The sequence below is a fragment of the Sphingomonas sp. BT-65 genome (genome assembly GCF_026107375.2).
Taxonomy (GTDB): Bacteria; Pseudomonadota; Alphaproteobacteria; order Sphingomonadales; family Sphingomonadaceae; genus Sphingomonas.
The window spans coordinates 908,165-934,844 of the sequence record NZ_JAPCIA010000001.1 but is presented as its reverse complement, the minus strand read 5'-3'; the positions used below and the strand labels follow the sequence as shown (position 1 = coordinate 934,844).

The 26,680-nt window shown below is 71.0% G+C and carries 20 protein-coding genes; 1 reads left to right on the top strand and 19 read right to left on the bottom strand.

Annotated elements, in window-relative coordinates:
* Positions 1-38: 38 nt before the first annotated feature.
* The gene (locus OK349_RS04540) at positions 39-986 is read left to right on the top strand and encodes a hypothetical protein (RefSeq protein WP_265116632.1); all 948 of its coding nucleotides are present in this window, start codon (positions 39-41) and stop codon (positions 984-986) included.
* A gap of 10 nt (positions 987-996) precedes the next feature.
* Here OK349_RS04540 and OK349_RS04535 read toward each other — a convergent pair whose 3' ends face one another.
* From OK349_RS04535 to OK349_RS04445, 19 genes are all read right to left on the bottom strand, one after another.
* Positions 997-3,990, bottom strand: a complete 2,994-nt coding sequence (locus OK349_RS04535) for an eCIS core domain-containing protein (RefSeq protein WP_265116631.1) — start codon at positions 3,988-3,990, stop codon at positions 997-999.
* Between the two features lie 27 nt (positions 3,991-4,017).
* The gene (locus OK349_RS04530) at positions 4,018-4,497 is read right to left on the bottom strand and encodes a hypothetical protein (protein ID WP_265116630.1); all 480 of its coding nucleotides are present in this window, start codon (positions 4,495-4,497) and stop codon (positions 4,018-4,020) included.
* A 173-nt stretch (positions 4,498-4,670) separates the two neighbouring features.
* Complete coding sequence (locus tag OK349_RS04525; RefSeq protein ID WP_265116629.1) at positions 4,671-7,379, bottom strand: eCIS core domain-containing protein; 2,709 nt, start codon at positions 7,377-7,379, stop codon at positions 4,671-4,673.
* The gene (locus tag OK349_RS04520; protein ID WP_265116628.1) at positions 7,379-9,310 is read right to left on the bottom strand and encodes an ATP-binding protein; all 1,932 of its coding nucleotides are present in this window, start codon (positions 9,308-9,310) and stop codon (positions 7,379-7,381) included. The genes OK349_RS04525 and OK349_RS04520 overlap by 1 nt, the downstream gene beginning before the upstream one ends.
* 3 nt (positions 9,311-9,313) lie before the next feature.
* A complete protein-coding gene (locus OK349_RS04515; protein ID WP_265116627.1) occupies positions 9,314-9,700 on the bottom strand; it encodes a hypothetical protein in 387 nt (128 codons plus the stop codon).
* A 26-nt stretch (positions 9,701-9,726) separates the two neighbouring features.
* Entirely contained in the window at positions 9,727-13,032 is a 3,306-nt protein-coding gene (locus OK349_RS04510; RefSeq protein WP_265116626.1) for a DUF6519 domain-containing protein, read from the bottom strand.
* 36 nt (positions 13,033-13,068) lie between these two features.
* A complete protein-coding gene (locus OK349_RS04505; protein WP_265116625.1) occupies positions 13,069-15,156 on the bottom strand; it encodes a hypothetical protein in 2,088 nt (695 codons plus the stop codon).
* The gene (locus OK349_RS04500) at positions 15,153-17,849 is read right to left on the bottom strand and encodes a putative baseplate assembly protein (protein ID WP_265116624.1); all 2,697 of its coding nucleotides are present in this window, start codon (positions 17,847-17,849) and stop codon (positions 15,153-15,155) included. The genes OK349_RS04505 and OK349_RS04500 overlap by 4 nt, the downstream gene beginning before the upstream one ends.
* Positions 17,849-20,380 (bottom strand): baseplate J/gp47 family protein, encoded by a 2,532-nt coding sequence (locus OK349_RS04495; RefSeq protein ID WP_265116623.1) that lies wholly within the window; start codon positions 20,378-20,380, stop codon positions 17,849-17,851. The genes OK349_RS04500 and OK349_RS04495 overlap by 1 nt, the downstream gene beginning before the upstream one ends.
* Entirely contained in the window at positions 20,377-20,751 is a 375-nt protein-coding gene (locus tag OK349_RS04490; protein ID WP_265116622.1) for a GPW/gp25 family protein, read from the bottom strand. The genes OK349_RS04495 and OK349_RS04490 overlap by 4 nt, the downstream gene beginning before the upstream one ends.
* Positions 20,748-21,071 (bottom strand): hypothetical protein, encoded by a 324-nt coding sequence (locus OK349_RS04485; protein WP_265116621.1) that lies wholly within the window; start codon positions 21,069-21,071, stop codon positions 20,748-20,750. The genes OK349_RS04490 and OK349_RS04485 overlap by 4 nt, the downstream gene beginning before the upstream one ends.
* Entirely contained in the window at positions 21,071-21,586 is a 516-nt protein-coding gene (locus tag OK349_RS04480; RefSeq protein ID WP_265116620.1) for a phage baseplate assembly protein V, read from the bottom strand. Before OK349_RS04480 ends, OK349_RS04485 begins: the two co-directional genes overlap by 1 nt.
* The gene (locus OK349_RS04475) at positions 21,583-22,710 is read right to left on the bottom strand and encodes a hypothetical protein (RefSeq protein WP_265116619.1); all 1,128 of its coding nucleotides are present in this window, start codon (positions 22,708-22,710) and stop codon (positions 21,583-21,585) included. The genes OK349_RS04480 and OK349_RS04475 overlap by 4 nt, the downstream gene beginning before the upstream one ends.
* 4 nt (positions 22,711-22,714) lie before the next feature.
* Positions 22,715-23,068, bottom strand: a complete 354-nt coding sequence (locus tag OK349_RS04470; RefSeq protein WP_265116618.1) for a hypothetical protein — start codon at positions 23,066-23,068, stop codon at positions 22,715-22,717.
* Positions 23,065-23,736 carry a hypothetical protein gene (locus tag OK349_RS04465; protein WP_265116617.1) on the bottom strand — a complete coding sequence of 224 codons (672 nt, stop codon included), beginning with the start codon at positions 23,734-23,736 and terminating at the stop codon, positions 23,065-23,067. Before OK349_RS04465 ends, OK349_RS04470 begins: the two co-directional genes overlap by 4 nt.
* Positions 23,733-23,936, bottom strand: a complete 204-nt coding sequence (locus tag OK349_RS04460) for a hypothetical protein (RefSeq protein ID WP_265116616.1) — start codon at positions 23,934-23,936, stop codon at positions 23,733-23,735. The genes OK349_RS04465 and OK349_RS04460 overlap by 4 nt, the downstream gene beginning before the upstream one ends.
* Complete coding sequence (locus tag OK349_RS04455; protein WP_265116615.1) at positions 23,933-25,249, bottom strand: Pvc16 family protein; 1,317 nt, start codon at positions 25,247-25,249, stop codon at positions 23,933-23,935. Before OK349_RS04455 ends, OK349_RS04460 begins: the two co-directional genes overlap by 4 nt.
* Complete coding sequence (locus OK349_RS04450) at positions 25,246-26,010, bottom strand: hypothetical protein (protein WP_265116614.1); 765 nt, start codon at positions 26,008-26,010, stop codon at positions 25,246-25,248. The genes OK349_RS04455 and OK349_RS04450 overlap by 4 nt, the downstream gene beginning before the upstream one ends.
* Positions 26,007-26,678: a hypothetical protein gene (locus OK349_RS04445; protein ID WP_265116613.1), complete on the bottom strand. Its 672-nt coding sequence runs from the start codon at positions 26,676-26,678 to the stop codon at positions 26,007-26,009. Before OK349_RS04445 ends, OK349_RS04450 begins: the two co-directional genes overlap by 4 nt.
* Between the last annotated feature and the right edge of the window lie 2 nt (positions 26,679-26,680).

Here is a 26,680-nt window from a genome sequence, read left to right as displayed (position 1 = left end):
CCGGTCTCTCTGGCCGGGTTTCTATGGCGGAAATTTTCGTGTTCAACGAAACAAGTTGGTACGATCTCTTCCCAGCAGGACAGGCGATTCGACGGGTGACGTGCGTGTTTGACGGGCAGGGGGGACCGGGAACGGTTCCGGATTTCATTTCGACGGAAACCCTGCTGGCGCATCCCCGTTTCGACAGCGCGGCCTCGCTGCTGATCGATGGCCTGGCCCGGCTCCACGGCGATGCGCGCCGCCTGGTCCGCGACCTGTTCGAATATGATCGCGCGGTGACGTTCATGCTCGCGATCTGCATCGCGATGAACGAGCGCGACGAGGATCCCGCGACCTGGCTCAGCGTGGCGACGCTTGCCGGGGGGGCGGCGCAGATGGGCATCGGCCCCGCGCGCCGCGTGCGGCGCATGGTCGAGGAGATGCGCAGCGACGGTCATCTGCTCCACGAAGCGATGCCCGGCGACCGGCGCCGCCACCGGCTGCGCCCTTCCGAACTCATGCTCGCGATCGACCGCGAATGGGTGGCGGTGTTCCACGCGCCGCTGGCGCTGCTGATGCCCGAGGAACCGCGCTATCGCCCGGCGCTGGCGCGCGACCCGGAATATCACCGCGTCTATCGGAAGATGTCGCTGCAGACGCTCGAGGTCGCGCGCCGCACCATTTCCGAGCACCCGGCGGTTGATTCGTTCCTGCATCAGGCGGCCGGCGCGCGGGTGCTGACGACGCTGATGCAGGCGATGCGCGACAATCCGGACGGCTGGTCCCCGCCCGGCTTCTACTCGACCGCTGCCGAGCGCAGCGCGACGACGCGCGTCCATGTCCGCAACATGCTGCGCGCGGCGGCGCTGCTGGGCTATGTCGAGATCACCGAGGCGCCGGATGTCCGCGTGCGTGCGACGCGGCTGCTGCGCGACGACTTCGCGCGCTGGGTGGCCGCCTCGCTGTCGTCGACCGATCTGGTTGCGGCAATCAGCCGGAGCCGATGATCCGCCGGGACTATTCGCCCTGGATGTCGGTGCTGGTCGGAGTCGGCGGCCAGATGCCGCGCCGCCGCCCGTCGGCGCGGTAGAAGACCGTCGGGCTCATGATCACATCGAAATCGTTGACGCTGCGCACGGTCGTGATCCGCATGGTCATGAAGCCGGCCACCAGGGTGCCGTCGCCGGCCGCCATCGCGACCAGTCGCGTGAAGCGATGGTGCGGCACACGGTTCTCGGCGGAGGGCAGAGGGCTGATCCGGCCCGGACGGGGGTTTCCGGCGATGAATTCCCGGAGCCGGGTCAGCTGCGCCTCGGTCAGCCCGCGCGGCGCGGGCGCGGCGTCCGGTTCGGCCGGAGCGGTTTCGGCGGGTACCGGCGCGGGTTCCTCGGGGGCGGGGGCCTCCGGCACAGGTCCAGGCGCGGGGGCCTCGATGACCTCGCCCGGCTCGTCCGGCGTTGCGGCGCGGACCTCGGCGACGGCTTGCTCGAGCTGCGCGAAGATCTCGTCCTCGGTGGCGTCGAGCGCCGCGACCACCCGGTCGATCAGCGCGTCGGCCTGCTCGGCGGTCAGGTCCTCGGGCACGGTGGCGAGGAAGCGCTCGATCATCGCGTCGGTCAGCGGCAGGCCGTCATGATGCGCGGTCATCTCGCGGAACAGCCGCTCGCGCTCGGGCGTGGCGGCGAGCCGGTCGCGATACTCCTGCGGGATCGGCAGCGGCTCCGCGGGCGTTTCGGGTGCCGGCTCCGGCACCGGCTCGGAGACGCCGCCCTCGGCCTCGCTGCTCGCCGGATCCGGCTCGGCCTCCGGCGCGCGCGACACGCCTTCGCGGGCATCCTGCAGGCCCTGGTCGATGATCGGCCCGATCGGTTCGCCGCGACGGCGCGCCTCGATCGCACGGCGCAAGCTTTCGACGGTGGGCTGGGTCGCGGGGTCGCTGTTGGTCGCGGCCTCCATGCCTTCGGCCAGGATGCGCAGGTCCTCGTCGGAGAACGCGTCGGGATTCTCCGCGATGATCTCCATCGTCCGCTGCGCGATCGCGCGCTGCGCCTCGGTCAGGTCGCCGGAGCGCGCGGCGTTCTCGAGCGCGTCCCTGAGCGCCGGATCGGCTTCGATCCGCGCGCGCATCTCGTCGTCGATCGGGATGCCGTCCTGCTCCATCGCGTCGAACAGCGATTCGAGGGGTGAATCCCCGGGGCCGACACCGGCCTCGGCACGGTCGGAATAGAAGATCACCAGCGCCGCGAGCGCGGCCGCCTCGAGCGGTGCGAGGAATCGGCGCGCGGCCGCCCCGCCAAGCCGGCGTATCGCCCACAAGGCCGCGGCTGCAGCCGTTGCGGCCAGCGCGACCCGCGCCGCTTCCTGCATGCCCTCGTCGCCGGCCTCGACATTGTCGTTGGCCGGCTCGCCATCCCAGCCCGGCAGCCAGATCGGCCCGTCGGGAACGGAGACCGGTCCCTCCGGCACTTCGACCGGGCCCTCGGGCACCGAAACCGGGCCTTCTGGCACCTCGACCGGACCCTCAGGTACCGAGACGGGGCCTTCGGGCACCGTGACGGGCGGCGCCGGGACGACGACGGGCGGGTTCACGGGGATCGGCGTGTCGGGCACGCCGACCGGCGGCCGGTGGCCTTCGGGCACGCCCGGGGCATCGGGGACGCCGACTGGCGGCGCGATCGGCACGTCATAGGGCTCGCGAACCCGGTCGCGCACCCGTTCACGCTCACGCTCGCGGCGTTCGCGCCGGCCGCAACGGCAAGCCGGGTTGCGCTGCGCCTCTGCCCATGAGGGGCTGCAATAATATTGATAGATGCCGGGCTCGATCTGGCAGACATGGATCATCTGCGGCGGGCAGCCAGGCGGACGCGTCGGCTCGGCAAGCGGGAAGGGGGCAGGCGGAGGCGCTTCGAGCAGCCGCACGTCATCGAACAAGCCGCCTTCGCGCAGTTCGCGGCCATAGTCGTCCAGCTTGTGGCGCGCCTCCTCGATCTGGACGCCGGCATCGTCGAACGGCTTGATCTCGGCGATCTCGATCGTGCGCAGGCCATGCCAGTCGCTGATCCGCGACAGATCGACCTCGGGGTTGAACGGGGGCGTATCCCCTTCCGGAACGGTCGGGACGACCAGCTCCATGCCCGGCCCCGAGGGCACCAGCGTGGGATCGGCAAAGAAGAACTGATACTGGATCAGCTGATGGACGATCGCGCCGATCGCGCCGAAATTGCCGCCCATGCAGATCCCGCATCCGGCCGCGCCACCGCGGCGCATTTCCGGAGGAGGGCACTGGCGATAGATCGTGTCGGCGGTCTGGCGGCGGATCGTCATCGCGCCGGGCGTATCGGCATGCCCGCCCAGCAGCGGCGCGCCGCCGCTGTGCTGGAGGGTGTGGGCCAGCTCGTGCGCCAGCAGGCGCCGGCCCTCCGACGTGCCCGGCCGGTAGTGGCCGGGCGCGAAGGCGATGTTCTGGCCGTGCGTGTAGGCGAGTGCGTTGATCCCCCGGGCCGCCTGCGCGGCGCGCGCGTCCGTATGGATCCGCACGCCCGACAGGTCGTGTCCGAAGCGCGGCTCGAAAAAGGCGCGTTCGGCGGACGCGAGCGGCGCGCCGCCGTTGGCGACCGCGGCCGCTGCGCTGTGCGCCGAGCGCTGGGCTACGCCGCCGCCGTCCGCTGCCTTGCGGGCGATCGGTGTTTCGTCGTCATCCGCTTCGCAACTCGCGCAGCAGGCGCGGGCGAGCGCGGCGCCATTTGTGGCCGAGACCGGCAGCGGCCCGGGCGCGGGCGCGGTCATGCGCATGACCCGATCGGCCAGGGCATCGGCCTCGCGCTCGTCCGCGTCGCCTGGCGTGCTGACGGCGAGCTTGGGATGAACCCCCTGTCCGGTGAGGAACGCCAGCCAGCGATCGGCCGGGGGCCGGTCGCGGACCGGCTGCGCCTGCGTCTCGGCTGGCGCGGGTGCGGGCACGGCCGGCCCCACGCCGGGCCGGAACACGGATCGACCGGGGAAGGCGCGCATCACAAGGCTCCTTCGCGATTGCGTGGATCACGCATCGGCTTGCCGCCACGCGACCGGGAGCGGATCGCTCGACCAGGCACCACAGGCGAATTCCATCACCGCTGAACTGCGGGGCACGGTCGCGCCGAAATGATCGAAACGCAAGCGCAGGACCGCGGCGGCGCCGGCGTCGACAAGCGCGCGGCCGTCCCATAGGCCCGGCTCGGCGAAGACGTGGTCCGCGCGATCGATCCGCAGCCGGCTTTCGAATACGAGATCGGGCAGGGAAAGCGGATCCGGTCCGTAATTGACGATCGCGACGATGAAGTGCGGGTCGTCGGGCACAGGGACCAGCAGGGGAAGCCAGAGCACGATGAGCGATCGTTCCGGCTCGACGGGCTGCGCCGTCACGCGCAGTCCATCGAGGGTCCAGCAGGTCAGCCCACGCGGCGGCCGCGGTTCGACGAGCGCCAGGCTGCCCGGCGGGTCGATCGACGTGCCGCGCGTCAGATCGAACGCATCGTCCAATCCTTCGCCTGGGGCTCCGTCCGGCGTGGAAAGGCGTGACTCTCCGATTATCAGCGGTCCGGGACCCGCCCATTTGAGCCAGGCCTGGGGTCCGACGGCGCGCCCGCCGAGCGGAGGGAGCAGTGCGAGCAGCAGTCCGCCCGAAACGACGACCGCGGGCTGGCCGTCCGACGTCATGCCAGCGCGGGGCCTTCGCCCCCCTCCTCGTCGTCGGTCTGGGCGAATTGCTGATCGGGGCAATTGGTGTCGCGCTTGGCTTCGCGATCGCATTCGAGCAACCGCTCGCGCACGTCGTCGAGGCACTGATAATATCGGATGCCGGATCCCACGCCGCCCCATCCGCCCAGCGGCGGGATCACCGCTTCGAGCGTGCAGGCGATCGCACCCTCGCGCGCCTCCTCGATGCATGCATCGACCCGCCGCGACAGTTCGGCGCGATCGCATTCGGGCTCGGGTTCGGCCTGCGGTTCGGGCTCCGGCTCGGGTTCGGGTATCGGCTCGGGCTCAGGTTCGGGTTCCGGTTCTGGCGGCGGATCGGGCGGCCGCGGCGGCGACGCGCAGTTGATGCCGTGAAAGCTATGCTCGATGTCGCCGCTGCCGGCGCTCGACGACAGTCCGAGGGCGCTGACGGCCGCGCCCTTCTTCTTGACCGTGAGCTGCCAACAGCGGGGGTTGCGCGTGTCGCGCTCGACGATCCGTTCGATGGTGTAGCCCGATGCGGGCGAGGCGACCCATCCCGATCCGGAGCGCGCGTCGTAGATGCGGAACAGCTGCTTGATCCGTGCGTAGCCGGGGCGCCTGATCCAGCGATAGGGCGTGCCGTGCTGGTCGAAGGTCGGGCCGAAGTCGCTCGGCTCGGCATCGGCCGGGTTGTTGACGCCGCCGGTGCCCATGCCCCGCAACCCGCCGCGCTCGACATCGACGGCAACGGCCTCGACATAATAGCATTCGTCGAGATCGCGCTGGCTGCCGCTGTCCGATCCCCAGTTCATCTTCGCGTAGAACGCGCAGCCATATTGGGTGGTGTCGGTCGAATCGAGCTCCGCCGTCCAGTTCTGCGAGATCGAGGACACAGCGAAGCTGTTGCTCCATCCGACCAGGCTCGATTGCCACTCGGCGCCGAGCTGCAGCTGGGGCCCGATCCCGGCTTCGGTCATCTGCGAGCCGAGGATAGACAGTATCGTGGTGCCGGTGATGCTGGCGGTCGCGGCGCCGTCGATCGTGGCGTCGCCTGCGGCGGTGTTGGGCGCACTGACCGAAATCGTGATCGGCTGCGTGACCGGCGGCGGGTTCTCGACCACCGCCGTCACCAGCACCGGATCGCGCAGGCCGATCCGGTCGGGCATCCCCGCTGGCGAGTTGTCGGCCGCGACATCCGGAACGAAGTGGACGCGCGGCCCGCCTTCCTCCTCAGGCCGCGGGCGCTCCGGACGGTCGGGGGGCTCCGGCGGACCGCCCGGGGGGTCCGGGACGACCGGGATCGCGCAGAGCTCAGGCAAGGCCAGGCAGACCGCGCCGATGCACAGCTCGGGCGCGATGATGCAGATCAGCGGCGCAAGGAGCGGCAGGCCCGGCAGGATCGGCAAGCCGCACAGGATCGGATGCTCCTCGCAGAAGGAAGGATCGTCGGGGCGCGGCCGTTCCGGTTCGTCCGGCGGATCGGGGTCTGGATCGGGGTCCGGGTCGGGATCGGGGGTGGGATCAGGCTCCGGATCAGGGTCGGGATCGGGGTCCGGCGTCGGATCCGGGATCGGCGGCGGCGGCAGCGTCAGGCGCAAGTCGACCCGGCGGTTTCGCGAGCGCCCGTCGACGGTCGCGTTGTCGGCGGCGGGGTTGGCTTCGCCGACCGCGGTAACCCGCACCCGGCCGGTCATCGGAGTCAGCAGCGCCGACACGGCCTGTGCCCGGCGCCGCGAGAGATCGAGATTATGCTCTTCGGGCCCGGTTTCGTCGGTGAAGCCGATCGCGCGCAGCATCAGCGTGCGGGCGCCGTGCGTCTGGATCAGGTGGCCGAGCTCCTGCAGCACGGCGCGGTGCTCGGGCTTGAGTGTCGCCACGTCGATTCCGAAGTTCCACAGGCTCAGCGTCATCGGCCGCGCCTGCCCGGAGATCATCCCCGGGCTGGTCCGCGACTGGGCGATTTCCTGCGTGCGGGTCAGCGGCGCTTCCTCGTCCGGATCGCGCCGGAGCAGGCCGGCATTCCCCTCGAGCACGACATGCGCGAGCTCATGGGCGAGCAGCCGGTTGCCGCGGGTGGTCCCGGGCGCGTAACGGCCCTTGGCGAAGACCAGGTCGCTGCCCACGGCATAGGCATGCGCCCCGACCTCGGCCGCGGACCGCGCGGCGACCTGGTCGGTATGGACCCGGACATGATCGAGCGCGGCGCCGAAGCGCGGCTCGAAATAGGCTCGCGTCGATGGCGAAAGCGGCGCACCGCGGCGCGCGAGGGTTCGGTGCACGCTGGGCGGCGCCGCCGCGCCGGCGCGCGATGCGCCGCCCGGCCGGGCGAGGGGCATGCGGCGGACCGTGCGCGTCCGGCCGGCGGCGCAGGTGGGGCAGGTCTCGTCCTCCGGCCGGCCCGCGGCGAGCTTGGCGGCGCATTCGGGGCAGCTCGCGCCCGCCAAGCCGCTCGATTGCTGGACCTTGAGCACCGCTTCGGCGAGGCGATCCGCCGCGCGTTCCTCCGGCGTGTCCGCGCCGCCGACCGCCAGTGCGGGGCGGACGCCCTGTCCGCCCAGAAATGCGAGCCATTGCTGGGTCTGGGTCCGGCTGCGCCGGCGCTCGGGCTCGATCTCGGATGTGGCGGTCTGCGCCTGCGCGGGCGAGGCGGATTGCTGCGCCGGGCCGGCCCGCGCCTGGACGGCGGCCGCCGGCGCGCCCATCAGCGCCCCCGCCCGAGTTCGCGCGCGCCGAGCGGCTTTTCGAGCTTGCGATATTCGCGCGCGGCGGCTGCGGCGCAATGGGCCATGGTCAGCGGGCCGCCCGAACGCGCCGCGAGGAAGGCGGCGGCGAGCGCGACGTTGCGGATCGCCCCGCCGGTCAGATCATACTGGGCGAGCCGCGCATAATCGATCCCCTCGCGCGGCAGCTCGGCCGGAAAGGCGCGCTCCCAGATGCGGCCGCGCTGCTCGGCATTGGGGTAGGCGAACTGGACGATGAAGCGCAGCCGGCGGAGAAAGGCCTTGTCGAGCGCATCCTTGAGGTTGGTGGTGAGGATCGAGAGACCGGCATAGGTCTCCATCCGCTGCAACAGGTAGCTGACCTCAATGTTCGCGTAGCGGTCATGGCTGTCCTGCACCTCGCTGCGCTTGCCGAACAGTGCATCGGCCTCGTCGAACAGCAGGATCGCGCCGCCGCCCTCGGCTGCGGCGAAAATGCGCGAGAGGTTCTTTTCGGTCTCGCCGATATATTTGCTCACCACCTGGCTGAGGTCGATCCGGTAGAGATCGCGCTCCAGCGCGTTGGCGAGGACTTCGGCGGCGAGCGTCTTGCCCGTGCCGGAGGGGCCCGCAAACAGCGCCGCGACCCCCGTGCCGCGGCTGAGACGGGTGTCGAAGCCCCAGTCCTCGAACACCCGGCCGGCAAAGGTCACGTGATCGACGATGTCGCGCAGCAGCTCGTGCTGGGCATCGGGCAGCACGAGGTCTTCCCAGCCGACCGGTGAGACGATGCGCTCGGCGAGGCCCTCGAGCCGGTCGCGCGCCTGCATCCGGCATGCCTGCCACAACGCGGCGCGATCGGCGCTGGCGCCGGCCAGCCGGGCCGCAGCGGTGCGGCTAGCGCCGTCGAGCAGAAAGGTGCGCGCCAGCAAGCCGATCTCGGACGGAGCAAGCTGCGGTGCGAGTTCACGCCAATGCTCTCGCCGTTCAGCCAGTGTCGGGGGCGGGACATCCAGCCGCAGCGCGGGCCGTCCGGATACCGCCAGCGGAGCCGGGGCGGCAATCATCACCGGGGCTTCCACCAGCGCAGCGAACTGCGCGGCCGCGCCGCCCGCATCGGCGGAAGCGCCGCTTGCGTCGAGCAGCAGCATTGCCTCGGCCAGCGCGAGGTCACGGCTGCAGGCGCGCGCCAGTTCGATCAGCTCGGTCCGCGCCGTGGGCAACGCCGCGGCGGTCAGTGCGAGCACCGGAAGTCCAAGCCGCCCGCCTGTCGCGGCCGCCAGCGCGCGCAGGGTTCCGCCATCCTCGCCGCACAGCTGCACCGCGGTGCCGCCGCGCGGATCGTCGAGATCGAGCAGCGCGGCGACCTGTTCGACGCAGGCCCGTTGGCTCGGCGCAAGCCAGCCGTCGGCGGGCAGCGGCGCCAGATATTCGGATGCGATCTCGGCGCCGGCCAGATGGAACAGCACATGCTCGTCGATTTGAAAGCGAGTCACGCTCGCCGCTTCGGCCGGGCCGGCCGGCACGATCAGCCGCCACAGGCGCAGCGGTGCATCGGGGCGCAGCGCGGCGAGGCGCGCTTCGGGCAGCAGCCGCCCGGCGAGGGCGAAGGAGATCGCGCCGCTGCGCTCCTGCCCCTGCAGCGCCGCGCAGGTCGCGGCGAGCGCCGGGTCGACCGAGGCTGCCGCAAGCGTCAGGAGCAATGCGGTCTCGAAACGGTCCAGCTCGAACACGCGCGCCACCCGGTCCAGCGCCGACCATGGTGCCGATCCGGCTTCGCCGAGCAGCCGGTCCAGATCGACCGGGGTGATTGCCGGTTGCGGTTCGAAAGCGATGTGCGCGCGCAGCAGGTCGGCGGCGCGGGCGATCCGGTCACCGTCGGCGAGCGGCCGGTCGATCGCCTTGGGCAGCGTGATGGTGCCGAAATTGTGCATCGCTCAGCGCGGCTTGGCGGATTTGGATCGCGTCGCCTTGGCGGCGGATTTGGACCGCGTCGCCTTGGCGGCGGGCTTGGCCGGCTTTGCGGACTTCGGCGACGCCACGTCGCTTCCGCCCTTGGACACCATGCCGGGTTGCTCCTTCGCGCGCTTGCGGGCGGCCGTCAGCGCTTCGTTCTCATTCGCGAGCGCCGCGTCGATCCGGGCGAGCGTGGCGGCCTTGTGCCGGTCGAGCCGCGCGATGCGCAGTTCGATCCGTTCGATCTGGGCCGCGGCGGTCGCCTTGCCGAGCTGATCGGCAAGCTCGCGCGTGGGCCGGGCGGACATGCGCTTTTCGAGCGCGTCGATCGCCTTCATGCGGGTGGCGACGAGGTCGGCGAATTTCATCACTGTCTCCTATGCGCAGCGCCGGGTCACAACCGGCGGTTGAATTGGGGTTCGGGGGCCGGGAAGTTGGGGTCGTTGACGATGTCGCCGGCGGTGATGTTGCCGATCACGGTGCCGGCCATCCCGTTGAGATCGATCGACGGCGCGCTGCGCGGCATGCCCTTGACCTGGTTGCCCATCACCACGCCGGCGCTGCCCACGAGCACCACCGTCGCGCGCGCGGGATCGCGCGTGCCCCAATGGTTGCAATAGTTGCCGGTGAAGAACACCCGCTCGAACCGCAGGTGGAAGCTGTCGCTTGCCTGGATCTGGGAGAGCTGGACGAGCGCGGAGAAGCCCTTGCCGTAGAACTTGTTGTTGACGATCGTGCAGGGGTAGCCGACCGTCAGTTCGTTCTGCCCCGTCGAGAACTCGAACAGTCCGAGCAGCCCCAGCGCCCGGTCCTCGAGCCCGTTGGGGCGGGCCTCGGCCAGCGTGGTGGTGACCAGGTTCTCGCTGACGAGCGCCTCGAGCACGAGCGCGCCGAGGATCCCGAAAACCGCGGCGTTGTTGGCCTTGCCGTCCGGGCCGAGGCCGGTGTCGACCACCTCGTTTCCGCAGACCGCCAGCTCGCCGAGCACATAGAGCGCGCCGATCCCGCCGGCGAATGCTCCGTCATATCCGCAGTTGCGCAGGCGATTGCCGGTCACCGCGGTGCGCCCGCTCGCCTGGAGCAGCGCGATGCCGAAGCTGCGCGACTGGTCGATGACGTTGCCCTCGATCGTCGCGGCGAAATCCTGCGTCAGCGCGATTGCGAGCCCGCCCGGCGCGAAACCGTTGTCCGCCACGAGCGTGTAGCGGCCGTCGCTTCCGAACAGCCCGATCGCCGCCCGGTCGAACGCGTTGTCGCGCACCGTGGCGGATACGGTGTCGTTCAGCGCCAGCGCCATCAGGAACGGCTCCTCGCCTGCATGAAGCCGGTTGTCGGTGACGGTCACCGCGCTGGCATGGCCGATCACGATACCGATCGTGGTGCCGCGCACCGAATTGTGCGCCACCGTGACGCCGTCGGTCAGGTGCGAGGCGTCGTCGTCGGTCGCGCCAACCACGATCCCGCCCGATGCGCCGCCCTGCTCGTCGGGGTCGATCTCGACTTGGTTCTCGACCACCACCAGGTCGTTGCCCGAGACGACGATGCCCAGGCTCACTCGCCCTTCCAGGCTCACGTGGTTGCCGCGCACCGTGCATTCGTCGGCAGCGCTGTCGATCCCGCGCAGCGGCTGGTCGGTACCCTGCTGCTCGGCGGCGCTGAGGCGGATCCGGTTGTCGGCGATCAGCGATCCGGTAGCGAGCGAATGCCGCGTCTCGGACGCCGGATCGTCGTTGATCACGATCCCGCTCAGCACGCCGGCGATGGTGTTGCCCGTGATGCTGAGCTGTGCGGTGGACTTAAATGCGCCCACCCCGATCAGGCCGGCCAGCTGCTCGCCGCGCAGGTCGAACATATTGTCGGCGATGGTCAGCAGCCCGTTCTCGCCGATCGTGAGGACGCCGTTGGCGAGCGCGGTGAAGTCGCAGTCGCGAATGGACACGTCCTCGGAACCGCTGACCGCCACGCCGGTGGAGGTCGTGCCCCTGAGCGCCGAGAAGGCGCAGCGGGCGACGTTCACGCTATCGCAGTCGGTGATCTCCAGCAGCGCGTCGCCGTCGCCGCCGCTGTCGTGGCGGAAGTCGATCATGTCGATGTCGATGTTGCGCGCGTCGTCCACCCGCAGCACCGTTCCGCCACCCATCCGGCGGACGATCGCCCCGCGACTCTCGCCGACCAGATGGACATTCGAGGTGGTGAGCGACAGCGCGCCGTCGAGCTGGTGCTCGCCCGCGACCAGGCAGACGCAGCCGCCGGTCGCGACCGGGAGGCTGTCGATCGCCGCCTGGATCGAATCGCCGACCTCGACCGTCACCGTGCAGCAGCAGTCGCAATCGCCGTCGAGCGGATCGCGGCAATCCTCGACCACCTCGGTGAAGACCCCGCCCGCGGCCTCGACCATCGCCAGCCGGCAATAATGATGGTGATAGTCCTGCGGCGGCGCGGCCGAGAGCTCCTCGACCGAGCTGTCGGCATAACGCGCGACGAAGCTCCAATTGTCGTTGACATGCGCGTCGCCGATCCCGGCGGCGAGCGTGAACGCCGCCTCGACCCCGTCCTCGAGCGAGACGAAGGTGCCGTCGGTCGGCACCGGGATCAGCCCGGTCGCGCCGGGCGCGTCGAGGTCGGCGAGCACCGTCCCGTTCTCGTCGCGGATCTCGCCGGCCTGGTCCCAGCGGCGCAGGACGGGATGCACCGTCTGGTCGGCATCGGGTCCAGGGCCGACCAGCAGCAGTGCGCCGGCGGGCAGCGGATCCTCGAGCGTGATCGTGTTCGACGGGTCGTCGACGCTGAGCACGCGCGCCATGGTTCCCGCCTCTCCGGCGAGCAGGCGGGCCTCGTCGGTGATCTCGACCCAGTCGCCGGGGTTGAAGCGCAGGAAATCGTCCTTCGCGACCTGCGCCACCTCGAGCACGTCGCCCTGCGGCTGGGCGAGGATCGCCGTGGCGACGCTGCCATTGGTGCGCGAGAATTTGACCAGCGGCGCGCCGGCCGCGTCGAAACCGTGGATCGCGACCAGATAGGTGCGGTTGTCGATCCCGCGATACAGCGCGCCGGGCGGCAGCAGGCACGGATCGGTGACCGCATTGGCCGGGTTGGCTCGCGTGGTCAGCCGCGCGCGCGACGGGCTGATGAAGACATCCCAGCCGGTTGGATCGGTGCTGCAGCTCGTGTCCGGGTCGACCGGGCCGAAGGTGCGCACCTGCCACACCGTCTGGCGCCGCGCGAAGGTGTCGGTGGCGATCGCCGGGTCGAGGATCGACAGGTCCTCGAGGAAGGTGACGTCGCGCTGCCAGACGTCGACATAGGCGATGTGCAGCCCATCGGCGGGCGCTGCGGCGCCGCCGGTGCCATAGGGCTGGTCGGCGAACGCGACCGGATCGGAACCACGCTCCTCGGACAGCACGGTATCGAACAGCGGATTCCCGGCGCCGAAATTGTCGGCCAGGTGCCCGTCGACATAATAGCGGCCCGGCGCGATCGTCAGCCCGCCGCCGGCGATCCCGATCTCGAAACTGCCGGGCAATATCTCCGGATAGCCGCAGCGGCCGGCAAGATCGGTCATCAACGCCCGGACCCGGCGGTCGCGCTGCGCCTGATTCTCGTTCCTGGGCGCATCGGTGGCGACGCGGCCCTGCATCTCCGTCGTCCACGCGGTATGGCGCCGGGGATCGAAGGTCTTGCGGCTGATGTCGACGGTCATCTTCCCATCCTTCCCGTCGGCGGCGCCGGGCGCCGCTCAGGTTGCATAGACATGGCTTGCCTCCAGCCCGCTGGGCAGGAACTCCTCGGTCCGCACCGCGAGGTTGCTTTCGCGGTGCGGCTGGTGAACGTGGCTCCACAGGCCCATCTCGCTCTCGTCGTCGGCGCCGGTGCGGATCGCGAGGGGGGTGGCGGTGAGCAGCTGCAGATAGCCCGGGCGGCCGTAGCGGCGGGCGGTGTAGGCCGGCTTGAGCGGAGTGACGATGCGGCGCTCGATCGTCGCGATGGCGAGCGGGGAGAGCGCGGGATTGGCTTCCTTGGCGGCGCGCAGCGCCTCGCCCAGCGCCAGGCTCGGCTGGCAGCGATAGCGGCGCGGCACGCGTGAGCCCGAAGGAATCCAGCTGAACCGCGCACAGCCCTGCTGGGTATCCTCGGCATGGATCGCGAGCGGCCACGTGTCCCCCGCCGGGTCGAGCGCAGCGTCGAGGATCGAGTTCGAAATCAATGTGAAGACCCGGGCGTGAACCTTTCCGATCACGGTCGAATCCTCGATCGTCACCAGCCCAGCGGCGGCGATCCCGTCGAGCGCCGCAAAGGCGATATGGTGGCGCTCGGTGGCGTCGACGGCGCTGTCGCGGATCACGATCACGGTCGACGGGTGTGCGCGGATGCCGCCCAGAACCGAGCGCTCGATCTCGACCAGCACGCCCGGCGCCTCGATCACCAGCGACGGCGCCTGCGGCTGCTGCGCCGTGCCATCGGGGTCGGCGGTGATCCCCGGGAGCAATGTCATGTGGCGCAGCGTCAGGCGGCGCAGCGCATTGGTGCCGTTGTCCGGCACCACCAGCGCCCCGCCGGCGATCAGCAGGCCGTTGAGCGTCACTTCGCTTTCGGCGGCGCCGGTGATCGTGCAATCGGCGGTCAGACCGAGCACCGGGCGCTCGCCATTGGCGGCGCGCAGCTCGATCCGTTCGTCAGCGGCAGCGTCGATCGTGAAGGCGCCGTCGAAACGCTCGCTGTCGCGCAGCTCGACCACACCGCCGGTCTGGACCGAATCGATCGCGGCCTGGAGGTTGTCGCCGAGATTGACCGGCACGAGCGGCGCGAGCGCTTCGGCGAAGCCCGCCGCGCGCTCATAGGCGCCGCCGCCGACATCGCCCGGGAAGGCGTCGTGGAACAGCACCTCGACGCGGTTCGGCGCGGCTTGCGAGGCGGGGGTGGCGATCCGGCCGAGCACCGGATCGAAGGCGACCAAAATATCGGGCATATGCGCCCATCCGGCGCCCTGGTCCGACAGGTTGCAGATGCACAAAGCCGCCGGATCCACCTCGATCCCGTCGATCCAGATGCGGAAGGCGCGGGGGTGATAGCCGGCGAGATCCTCATGCAGCCGGCGGCGCGACAAGGGGATCGGCAGATGCTGCGGCCCCGCCAGCGAACGCCGGTCGGCCTCGGTCAGCGGCAGGTTGAAGCACTGCGTGTCGAGGCCCAGCGGGTGGCAGGCATAGCGCCGCGTCCCCATCCGCAGCGCCAGATGCCGCGGCCAGGGGCCGGGGCGCAGCCGCCATAGGTAGAGCCCGATATTGGCGATGTTGTGCAGCCCTTCGCCGCGGACGATGCGGCCGGCGTCGACGCTGTAATGCGCGCTGTCGAAGGCGGTGCCGAGGTCCTCGAGCCGCTGGGCGTTGCGCAGGTCGAGCGCGCCGTGAACCTGCGCACGCTCGTGGTTGAGATATTGCGGATGGGAGAGCAGCTGGAAGAACTCGACCACGCGCGCCGGCCATCCGGTGGCGCCGCGCGCGACCTCCTCGAGCGTCGCGGCGGTGCCCTTCGAGCGGACCAGCGCGATCCACTGCGCCGCCAGCGCGCGCTGGCTGACCGGGCCGATCTCGTGCACCGGCCGATAGCCGAGCAGCGCGGCGAGATAGGGCACCAGCCACGGTTCGCAGGTCTCGAGGAACTGGTTGTCGTAGAGCCGCTGGGCTTCGTCCCACAGCGCGTCGCCCTGCTCGCCGAGCACGGCAAGATAGGCGCGCAGCGGATAGCCCTGCTCGGCGTCGCGCAGCCGGTAGACCTCGGGCAGCGTGTCGTAGAGCCAGTCGCCCATCGGCAGGTTCGCGTTCATGCCGCCACCTCCAGCCAGTCGAGTGGTCCAGGATGGAGCAGCAGCAGCTCGGCCCCGAGCGTGTCGGTCGCGCTCGCTGCCGGGAGCATTGCCTGCCGCAGCGGGACGGCGCCGGTGTAGAGCCGGTCGAGCATCACCGCGACCACCCCGGGCACGCCCTGGAGCACCGTGACGACCTGCGAATCATAGACGGTCTGCGCGAACTCGCGTGCGTCGAACCCGAACGCCGTGCGCAGCGCCTTTTCGGCGGCGGCGAGCACATCGGCGGCGACATGGTCGGGATGCGGGACCAGCTTGGCGGCGAGGCGGAAGTAGGTGAGCCGGAAATCGCGCAGCGCGAAGCGCGCGAAGGGGATGCCGCTGCCCGCCAGCGCCTTGCGCAGCTTCTGGTGGAGCTCGCCGCTCGCCGGCACCGGGGCGCCGAGCTCGCCGGCTACGGTCAGCGCGACGCCGGGGGCGGGGAGGCCCGGGACCTTGACCCGCTCGGCGCGCGCCTTGGCGATCCCGCTATAGGTCAGCGCGAAATCGGCGAAGTCGCTGAGCGACACCACCCGGTCCATCGTGCGGCAGTAGAGCGGCAGCTCGCCACGCAGCGCGTCCACCCCGACCGGATCCGCGCCGCCTTCGCTGGGCAGCGGGTTGCGCACCCCCTCGAGCCCGAGCGGGCGTGACAAGAGCGTGTCGAGCTGCCCCGCCTTGACCCGCCCGCCCAGACCCAGCCCGACGCGATAGTCGAGCGTGATATTATCCTGCCCGGCCGGGGGCAGCGCGCCCTGCAGCCCGTCGCCGAAGCCGATCCGCGGCTTGCCCGTCTCGTCGAGCGCGAGCGTGTAGATGCGGTCGGCGGGACCGGCGTCGAGCAGGTCGGGCGCCTCGTGCCAGGCGATCCCGTTGATCCGCAGTGTCAGCTCGGGCCGGCCGCCCCCCGGGACTTCGGCGCTGACGAAGGTCAGCGGCCCCTGTTTCGCGGCGAATGCGGGATAGGCGGCGCGGCTGCCGCCGCTGCCGAGTATCTCGAAGCGCGTCTCGCCATGCGTCGCCGGCGCGACATTGGCGTTGATGCGCAGCGCGCGGCGGTCGAAATCCTGCGTCAGGCCCGTGGCGAGGGTGATCGTCGTCCGTGCCCCGGGGGTCATCTGGTGCTCGACTTCGGCGATCGTCGCATGTTCGGCGGCCGGTGCGTCGACTCCGTCGGCGAGCAACCCGGTGAGCGCGAGCAGCTGTCCCGGCTGCAGCCCCGGGCGGAAGCCGTCGAGCGCGATGGTGTCGGTACCGGCGGGCAGCTTGGCGAACAGCGGCGCCGGCGGAAGGTCCAGCCATTCGCTGATTACCCAGGCGGTGGCGCCGCGGATGCTGAAGTCGCCGAAGCCGGCGTCGTCGTGCAGCTTGATCCGCGTGCACTTGCCGGTGATCGCGAAGTCGGAGACCGCGGTCTCGGTCACCGTCTCCGCCAGGTAGATGCCCCAGGCATCGCCGTCGACCAGCGCCACCGCGCTGCCCGCGCCGACGCCCTCGACGACGCGATCGAGGAACACGTAGTTCTCGTTGGCGGCGAGCAGTTGGAGCGTGCCGGAATCGGCCCAGGTCGCCTCGATGCGGTCGGCATAGGGCGCATCGATGGTGTGGTCGATCACGATGTTGCCGTCATCGTTAGTGTCGTAGATCGGGATCGTGCCGGTCAGGGTCGTGGGCAGCATGTCGAGCGCGGGTGCGGTCTTGCCGAAGGTCCCGGCGCTGGCACGGAAGGCGAGCACGCGCTTGGGCGGCGGATCGGCCGCGGCGAGCGGATCGAACAGTGCGTCCTCGCTGATGCCTTCGGCCGCCAGCAGCTCGGTGAGCTCGCCGGCGTCGATCGTGTCGCCGAGCACCGCGGCGAGCGCGGGCGGGAAGTTGGGCGCGATCGACGGCGGCGGGCCGGCAATGCCGATTTCCAGCGGGCTGGTGGCCAGCGGCACGAGGCGCAGCAAGGTCAGGTCGGGGCGGTCGGGATCCTTGGCCGGATCGGCGGGCAGGGGGGTGACCGTGGTGATCCGGGCGAAGACCGGGCTGTTGTTGTCGGCACGGTAGAACAGTGCGTCGCCCGGCTTGAGGCCGGTCTGCGTTCCGCTGAGATAGAGCTGGGTGGTGGTCGCGAGCAGCGGCTGGACCGCCGCGAGCTGGGGCCGCATCGCGTTCCAGGCGGGCCGCGCGGGGATCGCGGCGCCGGTTTCGAACAGTACTGGTTTCTCGTCGGGGCCGGGCGTCGACTGGACCTTGATGCCCGAGGGCAAGGTGACCGCGCGCGGCGCGCCGGGCGCTTCGGCCATGGTGAAGGCGAGCTTGACCGATGCCGCGACGCCCGGGCCGGGCCGGTAGCCGACCAGCTCGGCGAGCATATGCAGCGACAGCCGCTCCTGCGCGGTCGGCAACAGCGTCTCGTTGGTCAGCCGCTCGGCATAGAAACTCAGCACCTCGCCCGTGGTCGACCAGGCGTCGATCAGCGCGATCGAGAAATCGACCGCCGGATCGCGCGACTTGAGTTCGGCGAGCGGGCCGTGTTCGGCCGCGGTCAGCCGCGCGATCAGCGAATCGCGATAGCTCCAATAACCGCCCGCGCGCAGCGGGACCTGCGTGAGCCCGGCGCGCGCGAAGCTGGCGCTCGGCGCGGTGACCGCAAGCCCGCCGCAGCAGCCGCAGATCGTCGGGCCGGCCATCAGCGTCCTCCCCGCATGGCGAGCCGCAGCACGCCGCGATCCGGGTGGCTGGGATCATTGTCGAGCCGCGCGATCTCGCGCCGGCCGAACAGCAGCTTCGAGGCGGCGAGGCCGCTGCTGTCGGGATCGTTGAAGCGCTGGAACAGCGTCGCCTTGACCTCGACCACCCCGGCGACGCCCCGCGCCAGCGCGATCAGCGGCGAGAGGTAGACGGTCGCCCCAAAGCGCATCCGGTCGGGATGGAAGGCGCCGAGCGTGCCGTCGGGCAGGACGCGGTTGGAGAATACCTCGAGCAGCGCCGCTTTGACCTGGCCGCGCTGGTAGCGCTCGGACACACATACCTGCAGATCGATCTCGAGCGGGACCGCGATCGGCTGATCGACCTCGAGGTCGCGGCCGGCCATGCGATAGGGCTCGATGAACGCGCGCAGCGTGTCGCGGAACGCGTCGTCGACGGCGAGCCCCCCGGTGCGGTCGGCGGTGATCTTGACCGTATGCCACGATCCGGTGTGCATGATGTCGGTCACGCTGCCCTGCAGCGGCCCCTCGGGCGGGCGGAAGCGGGCGGCGATGACGTCGTGATCGTCGCGGGTCACCGCGCGGTCCTGGCGGCGATAGGCGAAGGGGGCGCGGCGGCGCATCGCCGCCACGCTCTCGGGCGCGCGACCGCCGACCGCCGCGGTCATATTGCGCACCGCGTCGATCCCGGCGGGCCCCAGCACATGGACCAGCCGGTCCTCGCCGATATTGCCGAGCGGGCCCAGCCCGACGCGATAGGTGGCGACGAAGGCGGTGCGCGCGTTGGGCCGCAGGCCGTTGACGTCGTCGCCGAAGCGCAGGGTTGCGCGCCCATCGGCTTCGATCTCGGGAACGAAATCGGGCGTGTCGGGACCACTGCCGAGCAGGTTGCGCTGCGCGGAATAGTCGCGCGGGTCGCCGTCGAGCGTGCCGATCAGCGTGATCGCCGGTTGCGGCAGCCCCGGCGGCGCGAGCAGCGCGACGGCCCCGGCGAGCGGGTCGAGCGGCGCGGCGAAGGTCAGCGGCGCGGCGGCGAGCGTCGGCGCGAACCGCGGGATGATCGCCTCGGCCTCGGGCCGGTCGCAGATCGTCTCGCTGCAGCTGCGCGGCCGGGCCCCGGCATCGGCCAGCGCCAGCGGCCCGCGTCCGGGCGCCCAGGCGCGCACCGGCTCGGGCACGCTCCCGAGCGGCTCGTCGGCGATCGTGCGGCCATGGTCGGCCAGCACGATATTGCCGCGCGAGACCGAGACCTGCGGCAGATAGACGCGCCCATAGGCGGCGTCGGTCTCGGCCGACAGGCATAGCGGGCGCACCAGCGCGTCCTCGCCGACCCAGCGAATCTCGGTGATCAGCGCCCCCGTGACCGGATCGGTGAGCGGCACGGCGCCGGCGAAGGCGATGACCTCCTCCAGCCGGACCACCGGCCGGTTCGCACGATCGCGGTCGGCAGGATTGCCGGTGCGCGGGCCCAGCACCTCCTCGAAGGCGAGGAATTGGCCGGGCGAAAGGTTGGGGAAATGCCCGGCGAGCGTCGCCGTGGTGGCGCCCGCCGGCAGGCAGCAGGCCTGATCGGACCAGGTGTGGAACGCCATCTCGCCATGCGCGCTGCGCAACTCGGCCAGCGGCAGGAGCGCTTCGAATACCACTTCAGCCTGGGCGAGCGCGGCCGGGCCCGACAACACCCCGCCTTCGCCGCCGATCCGCGTAGCGAAGGCGGTGCCGGCCGGGATCACAGGGTCGAAGTCCGGCGCGACGGGGAGCAAATCGGCGCCCACCGCGAGATGGACGAAGCAGCGTGCGTTGCGGCCTTCGTCGAGCGCATAGTCGACCGCGAGCCCCAGCCGCCGCGCCGATACCCGGCTGCGGACATGCGCCAGCCACGCGTCGGTGTGCGCCGCGTCCTGCAGCTGCGCGATCTGGTCGGCCATCACCGCCAGCCCATCGACCAGCGCCATGCGCAAGTCGGCGACGTGCGGCGGCGGCGCGTCGGGCTGGACGGTTGCGAGCCGCCCGATCATCAGCCGGCGGAAGCTCGCAATGTCGCGCGCGAGATAGTCGATCTCGGGCAGGGGACGCGGTGGATCGGAACAGCCGCACGGCTGCAGGCAATCGAAGTCCGACGGGCACTCGACCTTGAACGAGAAGTCGATCGCCGCGAGCTGCGGATCGAGCTCGAGCGGCGGCCGCTCGTCGAGCAGGCCGCGGCGGAAGCGCAGCCGATGGATGGTGAAGTCGCCGGGTGCGAGGAGTTCGATCACCACGATGTTGGCTTGCGGCGGCAACCCGGTCTGCACGGCGACGATCGGGAGCGTCCCGCCGGGGCCCTCGACCACCAGGTTGGTCTCGTCATAGACCACGGGCGCGGGATCCTTGAGCAGGTGCACGTGCAGGAAGCGCTGCCGGTCGGCCTCGGACGGCGCGGCGTTGTCGATCACCTCGAGGAAGTCGATCCCGTTGAGGGTGCTCTGGCGCGTCGCTTCGCGGCGGCGCAGGTCGCAGCAATGCTGGATCATGCCACGCCCTCCGCTCGCAAAATGGTCTCGCCAGCCTCGCCGGTGGCGATGATCCGGTAGGCGATGTCGATCAGCAGCGCCGAGCCGTCGATCCGCACCGCCACGCGCGCTTCGGAGATCTCGCGCGAGAGATGCTGCTGGATCGCCAGCTCGACCAGCATCTGCGCGGTGGCGGCGACATCTTCGCTCAACGGGCCGAACAGCAGGTCGCCCAGCCCTACGCCGAGCTGCGGCCGGGTCAGCCGCTCGCCGGGGCGGGTGAAGAGCAGCTGCTCGAGCAGGTCGCGGACATGGTCGGCGCGATTCGTCCGCGCGGTCAGCCCGTCGGCGCCGAAGCGATAGGGATAGTCGGTGTAGAGCGGCGCGGTCATGTCGCGATCACCCGCGGCTGGACGACGGTCGGGGTCAGCGGCGTGCCGGTCGGCGCGGCGATCGAGACGCTGTCCATCAGCAGCAAAGGCTGGCCGAGCGACAGGACGCGGACCGAGCCGGTGACGAAGCTGGCGGTGACGCAGGGCCCGTTCGCGGCCGGGGGAGGCGGCAGCGTGCAACCGGCGATGAGCCACGGTCCCGGCTGAGTCACGGTCGGCTGGGCGGAGACCATCACGCGCGGATTGGGCACGGTCGGCGTGGCCTGGCCGGCATGGGCGCAGAGCACGGTCGCGCCGACATGGAGGAGGGGCCCAGGCATCACGTCACCGTCAGCGCGCCGAGGTTGATGTCGACGGTGGGGCCCACCATCGTGATCACCGCGCCCTTGCCGTTGGTGATCGTGATCCCGGTATCGTTCACCGCGATCATCGCCCCGGTCGAGCTCTGGATGACGATCCCGCCGACTCCCATCGGCCCAAGCCCGTCGGAAATGACGATGCCGTTCTTGAGCGGAGTCTGCAGCGTGATCGCCGGGGTCGGCGGCGGCGCGGTGTTGGCGAGCAGCGGCTTTTCGGCGGCGGTGGCGATCCAGCAGCCGGTCCATATCGGGTAATCGGGATCGCCCTGCTCGAACTCGACATAGACGCCGGAGCCGATCACCGGCACCGCCCAGATCCCCATCTGCATGCCCGCGACCGGGAAGCATGGGTTGCACCAAGTGCTGGGCGCGAGTCCGGTGACGTCGGGCACGGTCACCATCAGCCGCCCGACCTGCAACGGATCGACGTTGTTGATCACCGTCCCGCGGTATTTGCCGTAATAGGGCCCGGTCATGCCGCCACCTTCGGAACGGTGGAGAGCACGCCGTTGCGCGTCAGCTCGAACTCCTGCGAGACCTCGCCCTCGGAAAAGCTCGTCGTGACCTTCTCGACATAATGCAGGCCGGTATAGGCCGGCCCGGCACCCTGCAGCCCGACCAGCTTGTGCGGCTCGAGCAGGCGGCCGTAGCGCAGCGGGTTGAGCTTGCCCGAGACCTTCGAATAGCCGACCTGCGCGCGCGCCGCCTTGGCCATGCCGATCAGCGCCGCCTGCACGGGATTGTGCTTGGCCGATCCGGTGATCCGCTCGACCTGCAGCGGGATCGGCGGAATCAGGCCGAGCGGCGGATTGAGTACTGGATTGGCGATCGCCGGGATCGGGATCGGCACCTTGGTCTCCGGATTCTGGATGACGACGATCGGAAGCTTCGCCTTCTGCGTATCGACGCTGCCGGTGGCGGATTCGACATTGCGGTGCGCATCCATGTCGAACGACAGCGCCGGCTGGACCTCGCCGACGCGCAGGTCCGGCCCCCAATAGGCGAAGCTCATCCCCACCGCCGGGCCCGGCTGCATCATGAAGATGTAGCCGACGTCGTCGGCGAGCTTCTGGATGTATTTGAGGTCGGTGCCCTGCTGCTGCGGGATCGTGCCGGTCGGCAGCGGGACGTCGAGCAGGATCGAGGGGATGACCTTGGGGATGATCCCGAGAAAGGCGTATTTGGCGACGATCAGCGCCACCCGCGCGAAATCGGGCATGGCCGGATAGCGCAGGTCGGGCAGCTCGATATAGTCGAGCACGCGGCTCAGATCCTCGCCGGTCACGGTGAGCCGCGTGGTGCCCGGGGATTCGCCGGCGGAGAGGGAGTGGTTGGTGCTCACGCCGTCGATCAGCACGCTCTCGCGGCCATTGACCTGCGCTGCGATCACCACCCGGACCAGCGGGATCGTCGCACCGCTGCTGACCAGGAACAGCAGGTTGAGCGGCGAGCGCCGGTCGAGCTCGAAGACCAGCTGGAACACCCCGGGCGCCTCGGCCGAAGCGCTGGTGACCGAGGCCGAGACCAACGCGTCGAGCACCTCGGGCGGGGCGGGCAGCGGCACCGCGGGGCCGATGAACAGCTTGAGGCGGACCGACATCGCCTCAGCCTCCCGCCGTCAGGGTCGAGGCGATGGCGATCGCGATGCGCGACCCTGCCGTGTCCAGCAAGGTCCGCGGATCGCGCACCGCATTGGCCTCGGGCAGCCGCCAGCCCTGCTCGGGATCGGCGAAATATTGTGCGGCGAGCAGGTCGAGCCGGTCGGCGCCCTGCACCTCGTGCACCGCGATCCGCTCATAGGCGTCGAGCGGCGGAAGGAAGCGCCGGCCGATACAGGCGACCTCGCGGCCGTCGGGCAGCTCCATCCGCAGCAGCGGCAGCCCATGGTAGCGGCTGTCGGGCGGGAAGGGCGCCTTGTCCGCGGTCGGCGGGGCGAGCAGGCGAGCGATCTCGCTCATAGCGCCCCCGCGATGCCGAGTTCGGCGGCGGACCCGTCGGGCACCATCGCGGCACGGCGTTCGACCCCGCGCAGATAGGCCATGAACAGCGCGCCGCCGCGCGTCGTGACGCCGAGATCGGCCACGCTGAGCGCGCGCATCCCGAGGGTGGCGGTGGCGGTGACCGGTACCAGCCGCGGATCGAACAGATCCTCGTTGAACGACAGCGAGGCGAGCTTGACCGGCAGGATGTTGCCCGCCCCCCACACGAACAGCGTGAGCGGCTGTTCCATCGGCACGATCTCGAGCGCGCCCGACTGGCGCAGCGCGTCGTTGCTCTGCAGCGTGTCGGCGGTAGGCGTGATGAGCATCTGGAGCGCCGCGATCCACGGCCGCACGCCTTCGGCTGCTGCCGCGCCGGCCGCGCCCGACAGCGATGCGCCGTCGAGGCTGCGCAGGATCGCGTCGGCCGCATCGAGCTTGATCTCGACGTCGATCGATTCGACCGCCGGCGCAGTGAGCCGCAGCGGTCCGGTGCTGTACGAGCTGACCGCGCTTTCCTTGATCTCGAACGAGCGCCGCAGCGTCGCCGGATTGACCAGCATGGGAAGCGTCCGCACCGCGCGGCCCGCGGCGAGATCGTAGCAGACGATCCCCGCCTTGAGGAAATGCGGCTGTACCGGGTTCATGCGCCGCCTCCCTGGATGCGCCGCGCGATGGCTTGCGCAGTGCGCGCCGCGAGCGGGTGATCGCCGCCCGCCGGCTGCGGGGCGCCGCCGAGCCGGGCGGCAAGGCCCTGCTCGAGCGCAGTGCGGAACGCCTCTGCGCGGTGACGCTCGCTGGCCGGGAGCACCAGGCGGTCGACGCGGATGTCAGTCGGGCGCGTCATACCGGCACCGTGAGCGCTTGCGCAGGATCGAAGGCGGGGGGGCGCGGCGCGAAATCGGGGCCGATCGGGGGGAGCTCGCGCTGGACCAGCCAGCTTTCGACTCCGTCGACGCGCAGCCGCAGCGGGTAGTTGCCGGCCGGCAGCGCGGGAAAGTCGAACACCGCCTGGGTCTGTGCGGTGTCGCGCGGCGGGGCGAGCGCGGCGGTGCCGCCGAGGATCAGCTCGACCTGCTGGCCGGGCCGGATGCGCGGGCGGATGCCGAGCGTCACCTGCACAGTGTCGGCGTCGGGCCGGGTCACGCTGACCGGCGGGAGCTGCGGGCGCGGCGCGATCTGCACCGCGACGCTGTTCGATAGGCGCTGCGGCTCGGCGGGCGCCGGGGCGGCGAGGAAGCGCACGGTGAACTGCCCGGCCGCCCACACCGCGGGCGCATTGGGGATGGTGACGCTGCGCATCCGCGCGCCCCCGCCGGGATCGGGCGGCAGGTCGATCGGGTCATCGAGCGCCGGGCTCTCGAACCGGATCAGCTGATCGGCGCCGTCGAGCCCCTGGCCCCACAGCACGATCGTGTCGCCGATCCGCGCGCTCGGCTGGCCCTGTGGCAGCGTCACCGCGCGCAGGAAGGGCGGTCCCGCGGTGAGCGAGGGCGCGACATCGGGGCCGGTGTTGTTGGGGCCGATCGTCAGCACAGGAAGCGGCTGCACCGTCGGCTCCTCGATCGCGATGATCACCGAGGAGACGCGATACGCCATCGAGCTGCGGTACGACGTCTGGAACGCGGTCCACAGCTTCGACATCTCCTCGAGCCCGAGGTAGATCGGCGCGATCGCCAACTGCTCGATCTGGTTCGCCAGCCCCGTCTGCGCCAGTGCCTGGAGCACCGGGGGTAGTCCGCCGGCGATCACCGGGGAGGGGTTGAGCCCGGCGATGATCTCGTCGCGGTCGAACCCGGGATGCTCGTGGAGGATCTGCATCGCGTGGCCGAGCAGGATATCGGCGTGGAGATCCTCGCCCGAAGCGGCGCTGACCAGATAGTAGAGGTCGAGCGCGAGCGGGGTGTTGGCGACACGGCGCCCGTCGGGGCCGCGCGTCGCGAGGATCTCGTTGGTCCAGTTGGGTTGCGGGTCGACCTTGTAGAGGAACACGTTGAGCACCGAATTCTCGTCGGTGACCGGATCGAGCAGATCGGGCGCGCGGGCGTGAACCACGACGTTGGTGCCGATGTTGGCGGCGACGTCGTTGTCGACCAACCCGTCGTTGAGCAGGTCGCGCAGCAATTGCGTGACCCCGGCGATGGCGAGCGCGGTACTCATCGGCGTTCCCGTGCGCGGGTCGCGCGATATTCGGCGAGCGACAGCGGCGGCTGCCAGACGGGCCGCGGGGCAGGCTCGCGCGCGGCGGGGCGCGGCTCGGGCGCGACGACAATCTCGCCGATATGGATGGTGAGACCGGGCTCGGGAGCGCGCGCGGACGCCGGCATGGGGGCGGACACCGCGGGCACGGCGGGGCGGTCGCTCCGCATCTGCACGTCCTCGCGCACGGGCGGTGACGTGGTTCCGGGCGCTGCCGCCGGCGGCACGTAATCGGGCGCGAGCAGCTGCATCACCGCGGCCGAGAGGCTGTCGGTCTGGCGCGGGTGAGGTTGCGCGCGCTGGACGCCGTGCGGAGGCAGCAGAACGGGACTTGATGCGGCTCCGGCGTGGGCCTGCGCAATCGGATCCTGAGGGGCGGCGGGGGCGGCAGCCGCGGGCAGCGCGGAGGAGCTCGGTTCGATCGCAGCCTCACTCGCTTGCGTGGCCACCAGCGGGGCGAGAGGGGCAAGCGGCGGCATCAAGCGCTGCAGCGCCGGTGAGGCAGTCGGCGCAGCGGATACAACAGGGGCGGACGCGTCCCGGCGCTGCGGTGAAACCGGCGGAGGTGCCGCGACCTCCTCGGTCCGCTCCAGCACCGGCGCGCCGCGCGCCTGTTCGGCGGCGAAGGTCTGCGCGATGCTTGGGCGCAGCGTGCTGACTCCGCCATCGGCACGATCGAGGAGCCGGGCGGCGAGGCCGGCAGAGGGACGCGCGCCGCTCATCCTTCGATCAACGCGATGTGCGCCGCACGACGGCTTGGCGAGAGCGCCAGCACCGCCTCGCTGCTCCAGCCATAAGCGCGGGCGATGACATGGATGTCGCGCAGCAGCCGCTGCGCTTCGGCGGAAATCCGCCGCCAGAGATAATCGAGGATGTCGAACGCCGTCTCGCTATCGGTGCCGCAGGTGTCGCAATGATGGGCCAACGTCAGGTCGGCCAGCCCGCCAGCGCTGGCCAAGGCGGCCTCGGCTTCGGCGGCGCGGACTGGGTCCGCGGTCGTGTCGAGCACCGCCGCGAGCAGCGCGGCCTCGGGATCGGGCGCGCGCAACGCAGCGGCCAGGTCGCGTGAATCCGGCAGTCGGCACGCGCTGCCGTCGGCCAGCGCGATCCGCTCGGCGGGGAGAGGAACCGCGAGCGCGTCGGTCGCGGAGAAGCTCAGCTCGGTCTCGCCGGCGCAGTCCGGGCAGGTCGCGATCAGGCTGATGCGATTGCCGAACAGCCGCGCGGCGATCCGGTAGAGCGCGCGGTCGCGCCGATCGAGCGGCAGCGCCGCCGCCTCGCCGCGCGGCATGCCCTCGACCGCGGAGATCAGCCCGAGCGCCCGGTCGAGCGGGTGCTCGCCTGCGCCCTCCTCCCAGAGGGCGAGGAAATCGGGACCTCCTTCATGCATCG